This window comes from Priestia sp. FW507-14D1A, assembly GCF_058781295.1.
Genome location: NZ_JBYSWQ010000001.1, coordinates 793,122 through 812,161, shown reverse-complemented (window position 1 = coordinate 812,161; position 19,040 = coordinate 793,122). Strand labels below are relative to the sequence as shown.

The 19,040-nt window shown below is 39.1% G+C and carries 18 protein-coding genes; all 18 read left to right on the top strand.

The features are described 5' to 3' along the window. Positions 1-212 precede the first annotated feature (212 nt). The 18 genes from yfmF to AC3WJG_RS04565 all read left to right on the top strand — a co-directional run bounded on the left by yfmF (position 213) and on the right by AC3WJG_RS04565 (position 18,820). On the top strand, positions 213-1,508 hold the full coding sequence (yfmF, locus tag AC3WJG_RS04650; RefSeq protein WP_013058812.1) for an EF-P 5-aminopentanol modification-associated protein YfmF: 1,296 nt from the start codon (positions 213-215) through the stop codon (positions 1,506-1,508). After that, on the top strand, positions 1,495-2,778 hold the full coding sequence (gene yfmH / locus AC3WJG_RS04645; RefSeq protein WP_025750276.1) for an EF-P 5-aminopentanol modification-associated protein YfmH: 1,284 nt from the start codon (positions 1,495-1,497) through the stop codon (positions 2,776-2,778). Before yfmF ends, yfmH begins: the two co-directional genes overlap by 14 nt. Before the next feature lie 63 nt (positions 2,779-2,841). Next, positions 2,842-3,567, top strand: a complete 726-nt coding sequence (gene ymfI, locus AC3WJG_RS04640) for an elongation factor P 5-aminopentanone reductase (RefSeq protein WP_337133945.1) — start codon at positions 2,842-2,844, stop codon at positions 3,565-3,567. Positions 3,568-3,632: 65 nt separating this feature from the next. After that, positions 3,633-3,893: a DUF3243 domain-containing protein gene (locus tag AC3WJG_RS04635; RefSeq protein WP_028410855.1), complete on the top strand. Its 261-nt coding sequence runs from the start codon at positions 3,633-3,635 to the stop codon at positions 3,891-3,893. 213 nt (positions 3,894-4,106) lie between these two features. Further along, a complete protein-coding gene (locus AC3WJG_RS04630; RefSeq protein WP_013058808.1) occupies positions 4,107-4,898 on the top strand; it encodes a DUF3388 domain-containing protein in 792 nt (263 codons plus the stop codon). Positions 4,899-4,910: 12 nt separating this feature from the next. After that, complete coding sequence (locus AC3WJG_RS04625; RefSeq protein ID WP_223546233.1) at positions 4,911-5,894, top strand: helix-turn-helix domain-containing protein; 984 nt, start codon at positions 4,911-4,913, stop codon at positions 5,892-5,894. A gap of 144 nt (positions 5,895-6,038) precedes the next feature. Next, positions 6,039-6,623 carry a CDP-diacylglycerol--glycerol-3-phosphate 3-phosphatidyltransferase gene (gene pgsA / locus AC3WJG_RS04620; RefSeq protein ID WP_013058806.1) on the top strand — a complete coding sequence of 195 codons (585 nt, stop codon included), beginning with the start codon at positions 6,039-6,041 and terminating at the stop codon, positions 6,621-6,623. 16 nt (positions 6,624-6,639) lie between these two features. After that, complete coding sequence (locus AC3WJG_RS04615; protein ID WP_028410856.1) at positions 6,640-7,881, top strand: competence/damage-inducible protein A; 1,242 nt, start codon at positions 6,640-6,642, stop codon at positions 7,879-7,881. A gap of 199 nt (positions 7,882-8,080) precedes the next feature. Continuing rightward, entirely contained in the window at positions 8,081-9,118 is a 1,038-nt protein-coding gene (gene recA, locus AC3WJG_RS04610) for a recombinase RecA (RefSeq protein ID WP_028410857.1), read from the top strand. Positions 9,119-9,398: 280 nt separating this feature from the next. Beyond that, positions 9,399-10,958, top strand: coding sequence for a ribonuclease Y (gene rny / locus AC3WJG_RS04605; RefSeq protein ID WP_013058803.1), 1,560 nt, complete (start codon positions 9,399-9,401; stop codon positions 10,956-10,958). Positions 10,959-11,039: 81 nt separating this feature from the next. Further along, entirely contained in the window at positions 11,040-11,837 is a 798-nt protein-coding gene (locus tag AC3WJG_RS04600; RefSeq protein ID WP_025750269.1) for a TIGR00282 family metallophosphoesterase, read from the top strand. A 223-nt stretch (positions 11,838-12,060) separates the two neighbouring features. Continuing rightward, on the top strand, positions 12,061-12,321 hold the full coding sequence (gene spoVS / locus AC3WJG_RS04595) for a stage V sporulation protein SpoVS (RefSeq protein WP_003181955.1): 261 nt from the start codon (positions 12,061-12,063) through the stop codon (positions 12,319-12,321). A gap of 76 nt (positions 12,322-12,397) precedes the next feature. Continuing rightward, the gene (locus AC3WJG_RS04590; RefSeq protein ID WP_060745996.1) at positions 12,398-13,315 is read left to right on the top strand and encodes a dipeptidase; all 918 of its coding nucleotides are present in this window, start codon (positions 12,398-12,400) and stop codon (positions 13,313-13,315) included. Between the two features lie 183 nt (positions 13,316-13,498). Next, positions 13,499-13,675, top strand: a complete 177-nt coding sequence (locus tag AC3WJG_RS04585; protein WP_337133946.1) for a hypothetical protein — start codon at positions 13,499-13,501, stop codon at positions 13,673-13,675. 17 nt (positions 13,676-13,692) lie between these two features. Continuing rightward, positions 13,693-15,450 (top strand): 2-oxoacid:acceptor oxidoreductase subunit alpha, encoded by a 1,758-nt coding sequence (locus tag AC3WJG_RS04580; protein ID WP_098331917.1) that lies wholly within the window; start codon positions 13,693-13,695, stop codon positions 15,448-15,450. After that, positions 15,437-16,303 carry a 2-oxoacid:ferredoxin oxidoreductase subunit beta gene (locus AC3WJG_RS04575; RefSeq protein ID WP_013058799.1) on the top strand — a complete coding sequence of 289 codons (867 nt, stop codon included), beginning with the start codon at positions 15,437-15,439 and terminating at the stop codon, positions 16,301-16,303. Before AC3WJG_RS04580 ends, AC3WJG_RS04575 begins: the two co-directional genes overlap by 14 nt. Before the next feature lie 554 nt (positions 16,304-16,857). Further along, entirely contained in the window at positions 16,858-18,387 is a 1,530-nt protein-coding gene (gene miaB, locus AC3WJG_RS04570) for a tRNA (N6-isopentenyl adenosine(37)-C2)-methylthiotransferase MiaB (protein ID WP_013084741.1), read from the top strand. Position 18,388: 1 nt separating this feature from the next. Next, a complete protein-coding gene (locus AC3WJG_RS04565; protein WP_013058797.1) occupies positions 18,389-18,820 on the top strand; it encodes a YlbF/YmcA family competence regulator in 432 nt (143 codons plus the stop codon). Positions 18,821-19,040 lie beyond the last annotated feature (220 nt).

Sequence of the window (19,040 nt, the reverse complement as noted above, 5' to 3'; positions counted from 1 at the left end):
AAGAAGGTGGAGACAAAGAAATCATATTCTTTTCTCCGCCTTTTTTTCATTGAGAGAAAGAATATGAAAAGAAATGAGGAAGCGCGCGGCAAGTTACTTGAAAATGTTTCCTTGAATTCGATATAGTGGTTATAAGACTAAAATTAGCGTTAAAGATTCAAAATAGAAGTATTGTCTAGTTAATACATCAAAGTTTAAAAGGAGGTTTATATATGAAATTATTGACTGAACAAAAACATGAACTAGAAGGATTGACTGTTCATACCATTCAAACAGCTAAGTACAAAACAAACACGTTCATTTTAAAACTAAATGCCCCTTTAGATAAGAAAACGGTGACAATGCGTGCCCTTTTACCTTATGTACTTCAAAGCGCTACCGAGTCGCTGCCGTCTACGACAAAGCTTCGTACATATTTAGATGAGCTTTATGGTGCTACTTTACAAGTAGACTTAACAAAAAAAGGTGATAACCACGATATTACGATTCGCATTGATATAGCGAACGAAAAATATTTGAAAGATTCAACTCCGCTTTTGCAAAAAGCGTTAGCGCTTCTTGGCGATATTTTATTAAAGCCAGCAGTTGAAGGGGACTCTTTTTTAAAGGATATTATGACAAAAGAAAAGCGTTCGCTTCGTCAGAGAATTCAAGCCGTATTTGATGATAAAATGCGCTATGCTAATTTAAGACTAGTTGAAGAAATGTGTAAAGAAGAACCTTACTCTTTACATGTAAACGGTCAAATTGACGACGTGGAAGAAATTACAGGTGAAAGTTTGTACGCCTATTATCAGCAGGTGTTAAAAGAAGATGCCATTCACCTTTATGCTATTGGAGATTTGCAAGTCGAAGAGGTTTTACAAACAGTAAAAGAAACATTTACGTTACCAAAGCGCGAGCAAAAAGACATTGAAGATTCTATTACGTCTAAAGATATCTCAAAAGTAAATGAAGTAGTGGAAAAACAAGAAGTAAAACAAGGGAAATTAAATATTGGCTACCGCACAAATGTTGTATACGGAGATAGGCAGTATTTTGCTCTGCAAGTATTTAACGGTATATTCGGAGGTTTCTCACATTCTAAGCTATTTATCAATGTGCGTGAAAAAGCAAGCTTAGCCTATTATGCCGCTTCAAGGGTAGAAAGTCATAAGGGGTTACTGATGGTGATGTCGGGTATTGATGCTAAAAATTACGACCAAGCCGTGACCATTATTAAAGAACAAATGCAGGAGATGAAGCAAGGGTCGTTCACAGACGGCGAAATCGCTCAAACAAAAGCCGTCATTCACAATCAGCTGCTTGAAACGGTGGATACTCCACGAGGACTAGTAGAGGTTATGTATCATAATGAATTAACAGGCAAAGACATTTCAATTGACGAATACTTAAAGCATATTGATGCGGTATCTAAGCAGGAAATTATTAAAGTGGCTGAGAAAATTGAAATGGATACAATTTATTTCTTAACAGGAACGGGCGGTGAAGAAAATGGAGAAAATTGAATTTTCGCAGCTTCAGGAACAGCTGTATCATGAAAAAATGGATAACGGGCTACAGGTATATATTTTGCCAAAGCCGGAGTTTAACAAAACGTTTGCTACCTTTACAACGAACTACGGATCGATTGACAATCAATTCGTACCGCTAAATGAAAATGAAATGACAAAAGTTCCGGACGGAATCGCACACTTTTTAGAGCATAAATTATTTGAAAAAGAAGACGGGGATGTCTTTCAGCAGTTTAGTAAACAAGGCGCTTCGGCCAATGCATTTACTTCTTTTACCCGCACAGCTTACTTATTCAGCTGTACGTCAAATTTTGAAGAAAACCTTGAAACATTAGTGGACTTTGTACAAGAGCCGTACTTCTCAGAAAAAACGGTCGAAAAAGAAAAAGGCATTATCGGTCAAGAAATTACAATGTATGACGACAATCCGGACTGGCGCTTGTATTTTGGCACCATTCAAAATATGTACAAAAACCACCCTGTTAAAATTGATATTGCCGGCACGATTGAATCGATTTCACATATTAATAAAGATTTGCTGTATACATGCTATGAAACATTCTACCATCCAAGCAACATGCTGTTGTTCATTGTAGGTCCTGTTGATGCGGAAAAGGTAATGAAGCAAGTTCGAGACAATCAGCAGAAAAAAGATTATAAAGAAATCTCTGACATACAGCGTCATTTTGACGAAGAGCCTGAAACGGTGGATCAAGAAAAACAAGTACTAAAAATGCCGGTGCAGTCTTCTAAATGTATGGTGGGTCTAAAAGCGAAAAACCCGCAGCGTTCAGGTGGAGAAATGCTTAAATATGAGTTAGCAATGAATATTATTTTAGATTACGCATTTGGTAAAAGCTCTTCGTACTATGAGGAGTTATATGCAGACGGGCTCATTGATGAAACATTTGCTTATGATTATACGGAGGAAAGAGGATTTGGTTTTGCTCTTATCGGAGGAGATACGGACCAACCGGAGCAGCTGTATGATCGAGTTAAACAAATTTTACTTGAAATGAAAACAAAATCACTAACAGAAGAAGAACTTGAGCGTATCCGTAAAAAGAAAATCGGCGGGTTTTTACGTTCATTAAACTCACCTGAGTTTATCGCTAATCAGTTTACACGCTATGCATTTAATGATATGAATTTATTTGATATTGTTGAAACGCTGGAAAAACTGAAGGTGAACGAAATAAAAGATGTGCTAAACGAGATTATTGATGAAAAGAACTTTACGGTTTGTGAAGTAGTACCTAAATAAAGATGATTGTTGCCAAAAAAGCTGATGTTCATCAGCTTTTTTGCATGTAAAGGAGAGAAGGTTATGGAGAAATTTGCCCTTGTGACAGGTGCAAGCGGAGGAATTGGCACAGCGATTGCCAAGCAATTGGCTAAGGAAGGATATTCGCTTATTTTGCATTACCATCAACGAAGAGACAGAATAGAGGCGCTTGCACATGAGCTTGCGGAAAAGGTAAAAACCGTGTTTACGGTACAAGCGGATTTATCATGCAAAGAGGGAGTGGAGAAGTTTTTAGAGGAAATTATTGTTCCGGTAGAAGTTATTATTCATAACAGCGGACGAAGCGTTAGCGGGTTAATGACAGATACTTCGGCAAAAGAAACTGAAGAAATGATCTATCTTCACATCACGGCTCCCTTTGTTATTACCAAAGCTTTATTACCTAAAATGATTAGTGCTAAAAGCGGACAAATCATCATGATTTCTTCCATTTGGGGACTTACAGGAGCTTCATTTGAAGTCCTTTATTCCATGGTAAAAGGTGCACAAAATACGTTTGTAAAAGCTTTGGCAAAAGAGGTTGCACTAAGTGGGGTTCGAGTAAATGGAGTTGCCCCCGGAGCGATTGAAACGGATATGATGGCCAGCTATTCAAAAGAAGAGGTTAAAGAGCTGGCTGAAGAGATCCCTTTAGGAAGAATAGGATATCCAAAAGAAGTGGCAGATGCCGTTTCATATTTAATATCTTCACGAGCTTCCTACATAACGGGACAAATATTATCGGTTAATGGCGGTTGGTACATATAAAGTGTGCATAAAATCAAAAACACGGTACAAACTATGATATGAATAAACCTTAAGGAGGGCTACTCATGTCAGTATTAGAAAGCTGGGATAGCTGGAAAGATTTTTTAGGCGACCGTTTACATCATGCGCAAAACGAAGGAATGCAAGAAGAAGTTATTCATGATCTTGCTTATCAAATTGGTGGATATTTAGCAAACCAAGTTGATGCAAAAAATGATCAAGAGCGAATTTTAGCAGACCTTTGGAGCGTTGCTTCTAAAGAAGAGCAGCATGCGATTGCGAGCAGCATGGTGAAATTAGTTCAAAATAACGGATCAGTAAAATAAGTTATCGTTTCTAAAAAGGAGCTAATTCACCGCGTGTGAAAGCTCCTTTTTTCTTAGAATTAAATAGTACAAATAAATAAGCGCTTACATACATAACAAATGTAGAACTACTTGTCTTTAGGGTTTATAATATAATGGAAATCATTTATAGTTAAACTAGGTGAAAAAAAGGGGGCACCTCTCGAAGGCCAGCCAAGAAATGGGAGGGGTTTGATGGAGAAAATTGAGTGGTATTTAGAATATCAAATACAAAAAAATCGTCCGGGTCTTTTAGGTGATATTTCATCGCTTCTTGGAATGTTGTCAATTAACATTGTCACAATTAATGGAGTGGATGATATTCGCCGTGGATTATTGCTGCGCTGTGATTCACATGAGCAAATAGACAGGCTTGAATCTATTTTGAAAACAATGGATAATATCATTGTGACAAAAATGAGACCGCCTAAATTGCGTGATAAGTTAGCAGTGCGTCACGGTCGCTATATTCAGCGGGACGCAGATGATAAAAAGACGTTTCGTTTCGTAAGAGATGAATTAGGTTTGCTCGTAGATTTTATGGCGGAACTGTTTAAACAAGACGGTCATAAGCTTATCGGCATTCGAGGTATGCCGCGAGTAGGCAAAACCGAATCCATTGTAGCAGCTAGCGTATGTGCGAACAAAAGGTGGCTTTTTGTGTCTTCTACACTCTTAAAACAAACGATTCGCAGTCAGCTTATTGCTGACGAATACAACGCTGATAATATTTTTATTATTGACGGGATTGTATCGACAAAACGAGCGAATGAAAAGCACTGGCAGCTTGTTCGAGAAGTAATGAATGTACCCGCGACAAAAATTGTGGAGCATCCGGATGTATTTGTACAAAATACCGAGTATTCGTTAGATGATTTTGCCTACATTATTGAAATAAGAAACGACCCCAATGAGAAAATTACATATGAAATAATGGAAGGTCCTCAAATGTTTCAAGACGGTGGATTATCGATGTTTGATTTTTAGCATAATTGGTAGGTGTTAGCATTGACAGAGTTAGGACAAAGGTTAAGACAAGAACGAGAAAGCAAAGGATTGTCGTTAGAGGATTTACAAAAACTAACGAAAATTCAAAAACGCTATTTACTTGGCATTGAAGAAGGCAATTATGAGGTTATGCCTGGGAAATTTTACGTACGAGCGTTTATTAAGCAATACTGCGAAGCAATTGGGTTGGACACAGATGCTATTTTTGAAGAATACAAATCAGACATTCCTTCAACTCAAACAGAAGACATGCCGCAGCAGCTTTCGCGCGTTCGCAGCCGCAAAGAAATTCCTCAGCATACAAAAGGAGTTTCAAAAGCATATGACTACCTTCCAACTGTTCTAGTGGTGGCGGGAGTTGTAGTTGTTGGGATTATTATTTGGGTAATCGCTCAAAATATCGTCTCGGATAAAAACAAGGAGCAGGCTAACCAAGAAGCTCCAAACAGTGAAGTTCAGCAGTCTAACACGCAGGAAGAAACGAATGAAACTACTGCAAAAAATGACAATAGCAAGTCAGAAGATGAACAAAGTGCTGCTGATAAGAAAGAACAAGAAAAAGAAAAAGCTGAAAAAGAAAAAGCCGCAAAAGAAAAAGCTGAGAAAGAAAAAGCGGAAAAAGAAAAGAAAGACAGCGGTAAACAAGAATACAAGGAAGTTCAAAAAACAGGCAGAAGTGCTACGTATGCTCTTTCCGGTACAGATGCATTTAATCTAGAAGTAACATCCACTCAAGCAGATACTTGGTTAGATGTGAAAAATGGAAAAGGGAATGCTTTCTTTAGCTCCATTCTAAAAAAAGGTGAAACAAAAGAATTTGATTTAACGAAAGAAACTGAAGCTCGTGTCAACATCGGTTATTCACCTGGAGTAGAGTTAAAAGTAAATGGAAAAGCGGTTGACTTGCCGTTTGATTCATCCAAGCAAGTTCGACAAGTTGTAACGATTCAATATCAGCCGGCAGAAGCACAGTAAACAGCCTGTTTTAAAAAGTGATCAGGGTGTAAATAAAGATAATATGTGAATTAATTACTCATTCACGCTATAATAAAACCAAAGCCGTGCAAACAACTTCGTTTGCACGCTTTCAGTTTGTAACAGTAATTGGAGGCAGAAGAAGTGAATTTACCAAACAAGATTACCATTTCGCGAATTTTTCTAATTCCCGTATTCCTCATTTTTATGATGGTGCCGCTACCATTCGGTACAGTGGAGGCAGCAGGAAAAGAGATCCCGATCGCTCACCTATTAGGGGCAGCATTATTTATTATTGCATCTACAACAGACTGGATAGACGGATACTATGCTCGAAAGTACGATTTAGTCACGAACTTGGGCAAATTTTTAGATCCACTAGCAGACAAGCTATTGGTTTCAGCTGCGCTTGTAGCTATTGTTGACTTAGATTTAATTGCAGGTGCAGGATGGGCTGCTATCATCATTATTAGCCGTGAATTTGCTATCACAGGTTTAAGACTTGTACTAGCAGGGGAAGGGGAAGTTGTAGCAGCAAATATGTTAGGTAAAATTAAAACATGGACTCAAATTTTAGCTATTTCAGCTATTCTGTTGTATAACTTGCCTTTTGAATGGGTTTCCATTCCATTTGCTAGCGTAATGCTTTGGATCTCAGTGATTTTTACGGTTATTTCAGGCTGGGACTACTTTGCTAAAAACAAACAGGCTTTTGTTAACTCAAAATAAGTAAGATGGAGATGATATGATGAACGCTGAAATTATTGGAGTCGGCTCTGAGCTGCTGCTTGGACAAATTGCCAATACAAACGCTCAGTATTTATCGAAAAAATTAGCCGAACTTGGAATTAATGTTTACTATCATACGGTAGTAGGAGATAATGCACAGCGCTTAAAAGAAGTGATTGCTACAGCTCAAACGCGTGCGGAGTTAATTATTTTCACAGGCGGGCTTGGTCCTACAAAAGATGATTTAACAAAAGAAACAATTGCGAGTGTGCTAGGAGTAGAGCTGACAACAAATGCAGAAGCCCTTGAAAGTATTGAAGCCTATTTCAAACAGTCAAATCGTATCATGACACCTAACAATAAAAAACAGGCAATTGTGCTAGAAGGTTCGGCAGTGCTCCCTAACGATTACGGAATGGCTCCAGGTATGGGGCTTACAGTAGAGGGAAAACACTATATGCTATTTCCAGGGCCTCCAAAAGAGCTTTATCCAATGTATGAATCGTATGGCCAAGAATTTTTAGCTCAAAAGCTTGAATTAAAAGAAAGTATTGAATCACGCGTTCTTCGCTTTTTCGGAATAGGAGAATCACAGCTTGAGACGGAAATTGAAGATTTGCTTGATGCACAAACCAACCCGACGATTGCGCCGCTAGCAGGAGATGGAGAAGTGACGCTTCGCTTAACTGCTAAGCACGCTGATGCTGCTGAAGCACAGCGCATGTTAGACGAAGTGGAAAAAACCATTTCAGAGCGCGTAGGCGAGTATTTATATGGATACGAAGCAACTTCTTTACATAATGAATTGGTAAAAGAATTAACGGCACAAGGATTAACGATTGCTTCAGCCGAAAGTTTAACCGGCGGTTTATTCAGCGAACGTTTAACAACTGTTTCAGGTGCTGGAGAAGTTGTAAAAGGCAGCCTGGTCGCCTATCATTATGAAATCAAGCAAAATATTCTCGGAGTGAGCGAACACACGTTGAATCAGTACGGAGCCGTTAGCGAGCAGTGCGCGGCTGAAATGGCTCAGCGTATTCAACAGTTATACAAAACGGATATTGGCATCGGGTTTACAGGTGTAGCTGGACCCTCCAAACAAGAAGGACATCCTGTAGGAACAGTATATATAGGGGTAGCCTATAAAGATCAAGCTCCTCAAGTTTACAGCCTGCAGCTATCCGGAAGCCGCCAGGGGATTCGTTCACGAACGGTTAATTATGGCTGTCATTACGTATTAAAGATGATAAAGAAATAAAGAAAAAAGGCTGTTTGGTTTTTCAAAAACAGCCTTTTTTTTATAAAATAATAAACGAACATTTATTCGCTTTTTGCTTGTCAAACGACTCAAAAACTAGTATAGTAAGTTATAGAAAGTTGTTAATTCGACATTGCTACTACATCGTAGTAAGTTTGCAGTTTATAGATAATTTCAAAGAGATAGAGGAGGAAATTGAGTGAACGATCGTCAAGCAGCCCTTGATATGGCTTTAAAACAAATTGAAAAGCAATTTGGTAAAGGTTCAATTATGAAACTAGGTGAACAAACGGAAAAAAGAATTTCTACGATTCCAAGTGGTTCATTAGCGTTAGATATAGCTTTAGGTGTAGGTGGATATCCACGTGGACGTGTAGTTGAAGTATACGGTCCAGAAAGCTCAGGTAAAACAACAGTTGCTCTTCATGCCATTGCAGAAGTTCAACAGCAGGGCGGACAGGCTGCATTTATCGATGCGGAGCACGCGTTAGATCCTGTATATGCTCAAAAATTAGGTGTGAATATTGATGAGCTATTATTATCTCAGCCTGATACGGGAGAACAAGCTTTAGAAATCGCTGAAGCTTTAGTTCGAAGCGGTGCAGTAGATATTATTGTTGTTGACTCAGTAGCAGCATTAGTGCCAAAAGCGGAAATTGAAGGAGAAATGGGAGACTCTCACGTGGGTCTACAAGCTCGTTTAATGTCTCAAGCATTGCGTAAACTATCTGGAGCTATCAACAAGTCTAAAACAATCGCTATCTTTATTAACCAAATTCGTGAAAAAGTCGGCGTTATGTTTGGTAACCCTGAAACAACTCCTGGTGGACGTGCGCTTAAATTCTATTCTTCAGTGCGTCTAGAAGTGCGTCGTGCAGAGCAGTTAAAGCAAGGAAACGATATTGTAGGTAACAAAACAAGAATTAAAGTTGTGAAAAACAAAGTAGCTCCGCCTTTCCGTGCTGCTGAAGTAGATATTATGTACGGAGAAGGTATTTCAAAAGAGGGAGAAATTTTGGATATCGCTTCTGAACTAGATATTGTTCAAAAAAGTGGATCTTGGTATTCATATAATGACGAGCGTCTAGGTCAAGGTCGTGAAAATGCAAAACAATTCTTAAAAGAAAATACTGATATTCGTCAGGAAATTGCGGGACAAGTGCGTGAACATCATGGTTTAGATCAAGATGGAGAGCCAGCTCCTGAGGATGACGATCAAAGCGATTTAAATATTTAATTTGCTGCGAGATAAAAAAAGACTCCTCTATTTCAAAGAAGGGGTCTTTTTTTTGTAAAAATTGTTAATGCTAGAAAAGTAACATACGAAATTTCAATATATACTGTAGAGGCAGGCTTGACAATAAAAATGCACAGATTTACAATTAAGATGTATATTTTCCCTTTTTAAAACATTTTAGCGTTTAAAAGCCTTTGTGTGTATATTGAAAGGTGAATACGATGTACATGCCGACATGAAATTTAAAACTTACAAGTTTATAGCAAGGGGAGGTGAAATGATGGATACTAATACAATCATCTTCGCTTTGCTTGGCCTAATCGTCGGTGCAGTTGTTGGCTTTTTTGTTTGTAAATCGATTGCTGAAGCTAAAATTGCGGGAGCAAAGTCTAGTGCAGAACAAATTATTGATGAAGGAACCCGCGAGGCGGAAGCTTTGAAAAAAGAAGCTTTACTAGAAGCGAAGGATGAAATCCATCAGCTTCGTACAGAGGCAGAACAAGATATTCGTGATCGTCGAGCAGAACTTCAAAAACAAGAAAATCGATTAATGCAAAAAGAGGAAAATCTTGATCGTAAAGACGAATCACTTGATAAACGTGAAGCGTTACTTGAAAAGAAAGATGATTCTCTTACTGTTAAACAACAGCATATTGAAGAGATGGAAAGCAAAGTTGAAGAAGTAGTACGTGCACAGCAAACAGAGCTAGAGCGCATTTCAAGCTTAACAAGAGAAGATGCAAGAGCGATTATTTTAGATCGTGTTGAAAATGAACTTTCCCACGACATTGCAATAATGGTAAAAGAAACAGAAAACCGTGCAAAAGAAGACGCCGATAAAAAGGCGAAAGAAATTCTTTCACTTGCTATTCAGCGTTGCGCAGCAGATCATGTTGCTGAAACGACTGTCTCAGTTGTTAACTTGCCAAATGACGAAATGAAAGGCCGAATTATCGGTCGAGAAGGTCGAAACATCCGTACGCTTGAAACTTTGACAGGAATTGATCTTATTATTGATGATACGCCAGAAGCAGTTATTTTATCAGGATTTGACCCAATTCGTCGTGAAACAGCAAGAATTGCACTTGATAAACTCGTTCAAGATGGTCGTATCCATCCCGCGCGTATTGAAGAAATGGTTGAAAAATCTCGCCGTGAAGTGGACGAATATATTCGTGAAGTTGGTGAACAAACGACGTTTGAAGTCGGTGTTCACGGGTTGCACCCAGACTTGATGAAAATTCTTGGTCGCTTAAAATTCAGAACAAGCTATGGTCAAAATGTGCTGAAACATTCAATGGAAGTAGCGCATTTATCAGGACTTATGGCTGCTGAATTAGGTGAAGATGAAACGTTAGCCAAACGAGCAGGATTGTTACATGATATTGGTAAAGCGATTGATCATGAGGTAGAAGGAAGTCACGTAGAAATCGGTGTTGAATTAGCTACAAAGTATAAAGAACATCCGGTTGTTATTAACGCGATTGCTTCTCACCATGGAGATACAGAGCCAACATCAATCATTGCTGTACTAGTTGCAGCAGCGGATGCATTATCTGCTGCAAGACCAGGTGCTCGTAGTGAGACGTTAGAAAACTACATTCGTCGTCTTGAAAAGTTAGAAGAAATTTCAGAGTCTTATGAAGGCGTTGAAAAATCATTTGCGATTCAAGCAGGGCGTGAAGTTCGTATTATGGTGAAACCAGATACGATTGGTGATCTAGAAGCGCATCGACTTGCTCGAGATATCCGAAAACGAATTGAAGATGAGCTGGACTATCCTGGCCACATCAAAGTAACCGTTATTCGTGAAACAAGAGCAGTAGAGTATGCAAAATAAAAATGAAGTGGCGTTTCGCCACTTTATTTTTTTTCGTAGAGATGAAGATGCAGATTAAGAATGAAGTATAGGAGCTTTTACATGAGAATTTTATTTATTGGAGACGTAGTTGGTTCTCCAGGCCGTGAAATGGTTGAAGAATATTTACCAAGATTAAAAAGAAAATACTCTCCGGGACTTACAATTGTGAATGGAGAAAATGCAGCTTCAGGAAAAGGCATTACTGAAAAGATTTATCGTCAGTTCTTGCAAGCAGGAGCTAACATTATTACCCTTGGTAACCACGCGTGGGACAAACGTGAAATTTTTGATTTTATTGACGATGCAAAAAATCTTGTTCGTCCTGCTAATTTTCCTGAAGGTACACCGGGCAAGGGAATTACGTATTTTACGTATAATCAGCTTGAGGTAGCCGTGATTAATTTACAAGGGCGCACGTTTATGGCCCCGCTTGATTGTCCATTTCAAAAAGCAGATGAACTGATTGAAGAAGCACGTCAGCGCACTTCGCTTATTTTTATTGATTTTCATGCTGAAACAACAAGTGAAAAGCAAGCAATTAGCTGGTATGTGGACGGTCGTGTCAGCGCTGTTGTCGGCACTCATACGCACGTTCAAACAGCTGACAATCGTATATTGCCAAAAGGAACAGCTTACATCTCTGACGTAGGAATGACGGGACCATATGACGGCATTTTAGGAATGGAGCGCGAAGCTGTTATTAAGCGTTTTTTAACGTCTCTTCCTGTTCGATTTGAAGTGCCAAAAGAAGGAAGAACACAGCTTAGTGGAATCGTTATTGATATTGATCAAAAGACGGGGAAAGCAACAAAAACAGAGCGGATTTTAATTAACGAAGACCATCCGTTTTTTGAATAAAGGGAAAAAGTCAATGTGTCGAAAGACGATACGTTGGCTTTTTTATTTTGTCAAAAACGTAAAAAGAAAAAAGAAAGGTGTAGAAATATAAGTTTTTGAATATTTAGGAAAAACAAGCAGGAATACGTTTGACATATCGTGAATATAGTAACATTGAAATCAATTAAGTCATTGGTCTAATGATCTCTCATCATACATTGTAAAGAATAAGGAGGAGCTAGATATGGAAATATTAAAAGTTTCAGCAAAGTCTAATCCAAATTCAGTTGCTGGTGCCTTAGCAGGCGTACTGCGCGAACGCGGCGCAGCAGAAATTCAAGCCATTGGGGCCGGGGCGCTTAATCAAGCAGTAAAAGCTGTAGCAATCGCAAGAGGGTTCGTTGCACCAAGTGGGGTTGATTTAATCTGCATCCCAGCTTTTACAGATATTCAAATTGATGGAGAAGAGCGAACAGCCATTAAATTAATTGTAGAGCCGCGATAATTATAAAAAACCACGGACCTGTAAAGCATAGAAGCCAAACAGGTCCTTTTTGTATAGAGTTAAAGGGGTGTGGGTTGTGATATTTGATGCTCATTGTGATGTATTGATGAAGCTCTGGTTAAATAAACGTTTATCTTTTACATATGATTCAGCGCTGCATGTGACGTTAGAAGGAATAAAAAAAGCAAAAGGAAAAGTTCAGCTATTCGCTATTTATATTCCGGAAGCAGTTCCGGCAGCTCAGCGCTTTGATGTTGCGTTAGAAATGATCCAGCTGTTTCAGAGTCATATTTTATCGCTTCCCGGTATGAAATGGGTTCGTTCAAAGCGCGATATAGATAGTTTAAAAAAAGATGAAATAGGAGCAATGCTGACGCTTGAAGGGTGCGATGCCATTGATACAAGTTTAGTTCGCTTAAAGACGCTTTTTTCACTGGGTGTACGTTCAGTAGGTTTGACATGGAATTACAGCAATGCTGTGTGTGACGGGATTTTAGAACCTCGAGGCGCCGGATTATCTTCTTTTGGAAGAGAAGTTGTTGAATTGAATAATGAACATAAAGTGTGGACGGATGTCTCTCATTTATCGGTAAGAGGTTTTTGGGATGTGATTGAGCTAGCGCATTATGTAGTGGCTACTCATTCCAATTCACACGTATTGTGTTCTCATCCCCGGAATTTAAGAGACGATCAAATTCATGCTTTAATAAAGCGAAACGGCGTGATTGGCATTACGTTTGTCCCTGAATTTTTAACGAGTTCTGCCAAAGCGCAAATAGCGGATGTGATTCGTCATCTTGATTACATGTGTGAAAGAGGAGGCGAATACTCGGTTGGTTTTGGCTCTGACTTTGACGGCATTGACAAAACGGTTCATCGTCTCGGAAGCTATGAACAGTATACGAATTTAATCGAAGAACTTCTTAAGCATTACACTGAGGAGCAGGTAAAACGTTTTCTGTTTCAAAACTTTGCTGATCGTGTATGCAACTAATAAAAAAGAGCTTTTTCTTCTTGGAAAAGTTCTTTTTTATAGAAGTCATTTATATAATAATGCCTCATGTGAAGGCAGAAAAGATCATTAAAAAACTTCATCTTATTCATTAAATATAAATATAATTAAAACGATTGAGAATTCAATGGAAAGGGTTGCATTTTTCTGGCAATCGGAATAAAATTGAAAACGGATTATGGAGCTGTTCAAGTAGAAACGTATCCTGCACAGCGACAAGGTGCTGTGGGAGTTTTGCGGATGATTTTGGTTCGTGAAATGCAGAAGCAAATGAAATCGTTTGCTATTTTACTTTTTTCAGTTTTTATCAATAAAATAGATTTCTATATTAAGAGCAATTAAAGGAGTGGCGTTGATTTATGGTACAGCAACTTTCATGGAAAGTTGGCGGACAGCAGGGTGAGGGAATCGAAAGTACGGGAGAAATCTTTTCAACCGCTTTAAATCGATTAGGTTATTACTTATACGGCTATCGTCATTTTTCTTCTCGTATCAAAGGTGGACATACAAATAACAAGATCCGAGTGAGTACAACTCAGGTTCGATCTGTGTCAGATGATTTGGATATTTTAGTTGCGTTCGATCAGGAAACAATTGATGTAAACGTCCATGAGCTGCGCGTAGGAGGCGTTGTAATTGCAGATGCGAAATTCAATCCAAGTCTGCCTGAAACATGTACAACTGCTACGCTATATGCTGTTCCGTTTACGGAAATTGCAACGGAATTAGGAACGTCGCTAATGAAGAACATGGTTGCTGTAGGCGCTTCAAGTGCTGTGCTTCATATTGACACAGAAGTATTTGAAGAAGTAGTGCTTGAAATCTTCGGTAAAAAGGGCCAAAAAGTTGTACAAAAAAACATGGAAGCTATTAAAAAAGGTGCAGATTACATTCGTGAACAGCTAGGCGAACAATTAGAAACCATGAAACTAGATCCAGCGGATGGTAAAAAACGTATGTTTATGATTGGAAACGATGCGATTGCGCTAGGCGCTTTAGCCGGTGGAGCTCGTTTTATGCCAGCATATCCAATTACCCCTGCTTCGGAAATCATGGAATACTTAATTAAAAAGCTTCCTCAATTCGGTGGAACCGTTATTCAAACAGAAGATGAAATCGCGGCATGTACGATGGCTATCGGAGCTAACTATGCAGGCGTACGTGCGCTGACAGCATCAGCTGGACCTGGCCTATCATTAATGATGGAGTCGATTGGATTAGCGGGCATCACTGAGCAGCCTGTTGTGATTATCGATACGCAGCGCGGCGGTCCAAGTACAGGGCTTCCAACTAAGCAAGAACAGTCTGATTTAATGGCCATGATTTACGGTACGCACGGTGAAATTCCGAAGATCGTCATGGCGCCAAGTACGGTTGAAGAAGCATTCTACGATACGATTGAAGCGTTTAACTTAGCAGAAGAATATCAGTGTCCAGTTATTATGCTAACGGATTTACAGCTTTCACTTGGGAAGCAATCAGTAGAACCGCTTGACTATAACCGCGTTGAAATCCGCCGCGGTAAGCTTCAGCAAGGAGAGCTAGAAGAGCTGGAAGAAAAACAGTACTACAAGCGCTACCGCGTAACAGAAGATGGCGTATCACCACGCGTCATTCCAGGAATGAAGCATGGAATTCATCACGTAACGGGAGTAGAACATGATGAGACAGGAAAGCCATCTGAATCTCCAGTAAACCGCGATGATCAAATGAATAAGCGTCTTCGTAAAACAAAAGGAATTCGTTTTAATATGCCAATTCATGTTCACTCTCATGAAAAAGAGTCTGATATTTTATTTGTTGGATTTAATTCGACGCGTGGAGTTATTGAAGAGGCAATGGAACGTTTGGAACAGGACGGTATAAAAGTAAATCACGCTCACATTCGTTTAATTCATCCTTTCCCAGCTGACGAACTGCTTCCTTACGTACAAGGAGCTAAAAAAGTGGTCGTCGTTGAAAACAATGCTACTGGACAGCTTGCTAATATTTTAAAAATGAATATCGCAAGTCATGATAAAATTCAAAGCGTATTGAAGTACGATGGAAATCCATTTCTTCCGCAAGAAGTATACGCAAAAAGTAAGGAGATGTTTGTGTTAAATGGCAACGTTTAAAGATTTTCGTAACAGTGTAAAACCTAACTGGTGTCCGGGGTGTGGAGATTTCTCCGTACAAGCAGCCATTCAACGCGCATCTGCTAACGTAGGTTTAGAACCTCATGAGCTTGCTGTTATTTCAGGTATTGGATGTTCTGGACGTATCTCTGGTTATATTAATTCATATGGTTTTCATGGTATTCACGGGCGTGCGCTTCCAATCGCTCAAGGTGTAAAAATGGCTAATCGTGACTTAACCGTTATCGCATCTGGCGGTGATGGAGATGGGTTCGCTATCGGTATGGGACACACGGTACATGCGATTCGCCGAAACATCGATGTAACGTATATCGTAATGGATAACCAAATCTATGGTTTAACAAAAGGACAAACATCTCCTCGCAGTGAAGTAGGATTCAAGACAAAAAGTACGCCTGAAGGATCAATCGAGTCGTCTTTATCTGTCATGGAGCTTGCGTTAACTTCTGGAGCAACGTTTGTGGCGCAAAGCTTTTCAACGAATTTAAAAGAGTTAACAAGCTTAATTGAACAAGGCATCCAGCATAAAGGTTTTTCTTTAATTAACGTATTTAGCCCGTGCGTAACGTATAACAAAGTGAACACGTATGATTGGTTTAAAGAAAACCTAACTAGTCTTAGCACAATTGAAGGTTATGATGCAAACAATCGTATGCAAGCTATGCAGACGTTAATGGAGCATAACGGCTTAGTAACAGGGCTTATTTATCAAAATGCGCATCAGCCGTCGTATCAGCAGCTTGTTCACGGTTATAGTGAAGAGCCGCTGTCAAAAGCAGACTTAGGTATGACTGAGGAAAAATTTGATGAGCTAGTAGCTGAATTTATGTAAAAGAGGCTGCAATAAAAGCAGTTTAGTAGAGGGAAAATCCGAACGGTGAACTGAGATTCTTGATGGAGAATCCAACTCGTTCGGATTTTTTCATAGTGATAGCGAACGTAGGTTTCATATAGGTGGTGCCTTCTGGCTGTTGAGTGGAGAGTAAGGTGAAGGCCCTTGCGGGAAAAGGGAAATAGGTGAGAACTCGCGGGAGCGGAAGCGACAAGGAAGCTCATCGGCTGCTCGCGGAAAGCGAAGTCTTGCACGGAAATCAATAGGGGTGGAATAAGTGATTTACATGAACTCTTTTATACCATTTGTTCGTCTCTAAAATAGATTAATTTAGTTATGTATCAATCTCTTTTTGTGATTTAATAAATGTTTCGAAAGTCGAATGAAATTTTAACGAAACAGGTATAGAAAATAGGTATATGATTGTGTTCGCTACTTGAAAGTTATATACTATGTTAATGTGATGAGTTTTATGCATAAGCATATAGCTGTCACATTTTTTTGCGATTTACAGGTGCAACGTGACAATTGTCATGGCGAAAGGAGATTTTTTTATGAACGAAAAACAACGTTTAGAAAGCAACCAAGTTAATCCAGCGGACAAAAAATCCGAAAAGGATTACAGCAAATATTTTCAAACAGTATACATGCCACCTTCTTTAAAAGATGCGAAAAAACGAGGAAAAGAAGAAGTTTCCTATCACAATGATTTTGCAATCGATGAACAGTTTCACGGAATGGGACAAGGACGTAAGTTTTATATCCGTACGTACGGCTGTCAAATGAATGAGCACGATACAGAAGTAATGGCTGGTATTTTTCTAGGCCTTGGCTACGAGCCAACTGACTCTGTTGAAGATGCTCATGTTATTTTATTGAATACGTGTGCGATCCGTGAAAATGCGGAAAATAAAGTGTTTGGTGAATTAGGACACTTGAAGGCCTTAAAGCGCGAGCGCCCTGAGCTATTGATCGGCGTCTGCGGATGTATGTCTCAAGAAGAGTCAGTTGTAAATAAAATTTTACAAAAACATCAGCACGTGGATATGATTTTTGGTACACACAACATTCACCGTTTGCCTCACATTTTAAACGAAGCATACTTAGCAAAAGAAATGGTGATTGAAGTATGGTCTAAAGAAGGGGACGTTATTGAAAACCTTCCAAGAGCACGTAAAGGCAGCGTCAAAGCATGGGTTAACATCATGTACGGCTGTGACAAGTTCTGTACGTACTGTATCGTTCCGTATACGCGAGGAAAAGAACGAAGCCGCCGTCCAGAAGACATTATCCAAGAAGTACGTCATTTAGCTGCTCAAGGCTACAAAGAAATTACGCTTTTAGGTCAAAATGTTAATGCATACGGAAAAGATTTTGAAGACATCACATACGGCTTAGGCGACTTAATGGACGAAATCCGTAAAATTGACGTTGCTCGTATCCGTTTTACAACAAGTCATCCTCGCGACTTTGATGACCGTTTAATTGAAGTTCTTGCTAAAGGCGGAAATCTTGTCGACCACATTCACTTGCCTGTTCAATCAGGAAGCAGCGATATCTTAAAAATTATGGCACGAAAATATTCTCGTGAACATTATTTAGAGCTTGTTCGTAAAATTAAAGAAGCCATTCCAACAGCATCATTAACAACTGATATTATTGTGGGTTTCCCAAATGAAACGGATGAGCAGTTTGAAGAAACAATGTCACTATATCGTGAGGTTGAATTCGATAGTGCTTATACATTTATCTATTCACCTCGTGAAGGTACGCCAGCTGCTAAGATGCAAGACAACGTACCAATGGAAGTGAAAAAAGAGCGCCTTCAGCGCTTAAATGCTCTTGTAAATGAAATTTCTGCAAAGAAATTGAAGGAATATGAAGGTAAAGTTGTCGAAGTATTAGTAGAAGGTGAAAGTAAAAATAATCCGGAAGTATTAGCAGGCTACACGGAAAAAAGTAAGCTTGTAAACTTCAAAGCACCTAAGTCAGTGATTGGGCAACTTGTAAAAGTAAAAGTTACAAAAGCCAAAACATGGACGCTAAACGGGGAAATGGTAGAAGAAACAGCAGAGGTGAAGTAATATGGCGCAGTATAACAAGAGTGACGTAATTAAACGTGCTCAAGAGCTGGCAAAAATGATTGCTGAAACGGAAGAAGTAGATTTCTTCAAGCGTGCCGAAGCTCAGCTTAACGAAAATCAAAAAGTGCGTGAAACCATTGCAAGCATTAAAAGTTTGCAAAAACAAGCTGTTAATTTCCAACATTATGGTAAAACAGAAGCGTTAAAACAAGTGGAGGCAAAAATCGATCGCTTACAGGAAGAGCTGGACGAACTGCCGATTATTCAGCAGTTTCAAGAGTCTCAAATAAACGTGAATGATTTGCTTCAACTTGTTGCTAACACTATTTCAAACACAGTAACGGATGAAATTATTGTGTCAACAGATGGTGATTTACTGCGCGGTGAAACAGGTTCACAGGTGCGAAACAGCCCTGGATCTAGCTGCTCATAAAGAAAAAATGCCTCAGCAATTTGCTGAGGCATTTTTTTGTGCATCTCATGGCATGAAAATTGGGCAGATTTTCTCTCTAATAATTGTCACGTTTTTCTATATCCTTGCATACAATGGAACATAGGTTTTTTATGCCTTAAACCTAGTTTCTTAAAAATAATGTGCAAACAAGTGAATGAGCCTGCATAGGATGAAATGAAGATAGTTTGAGGAGGGTATG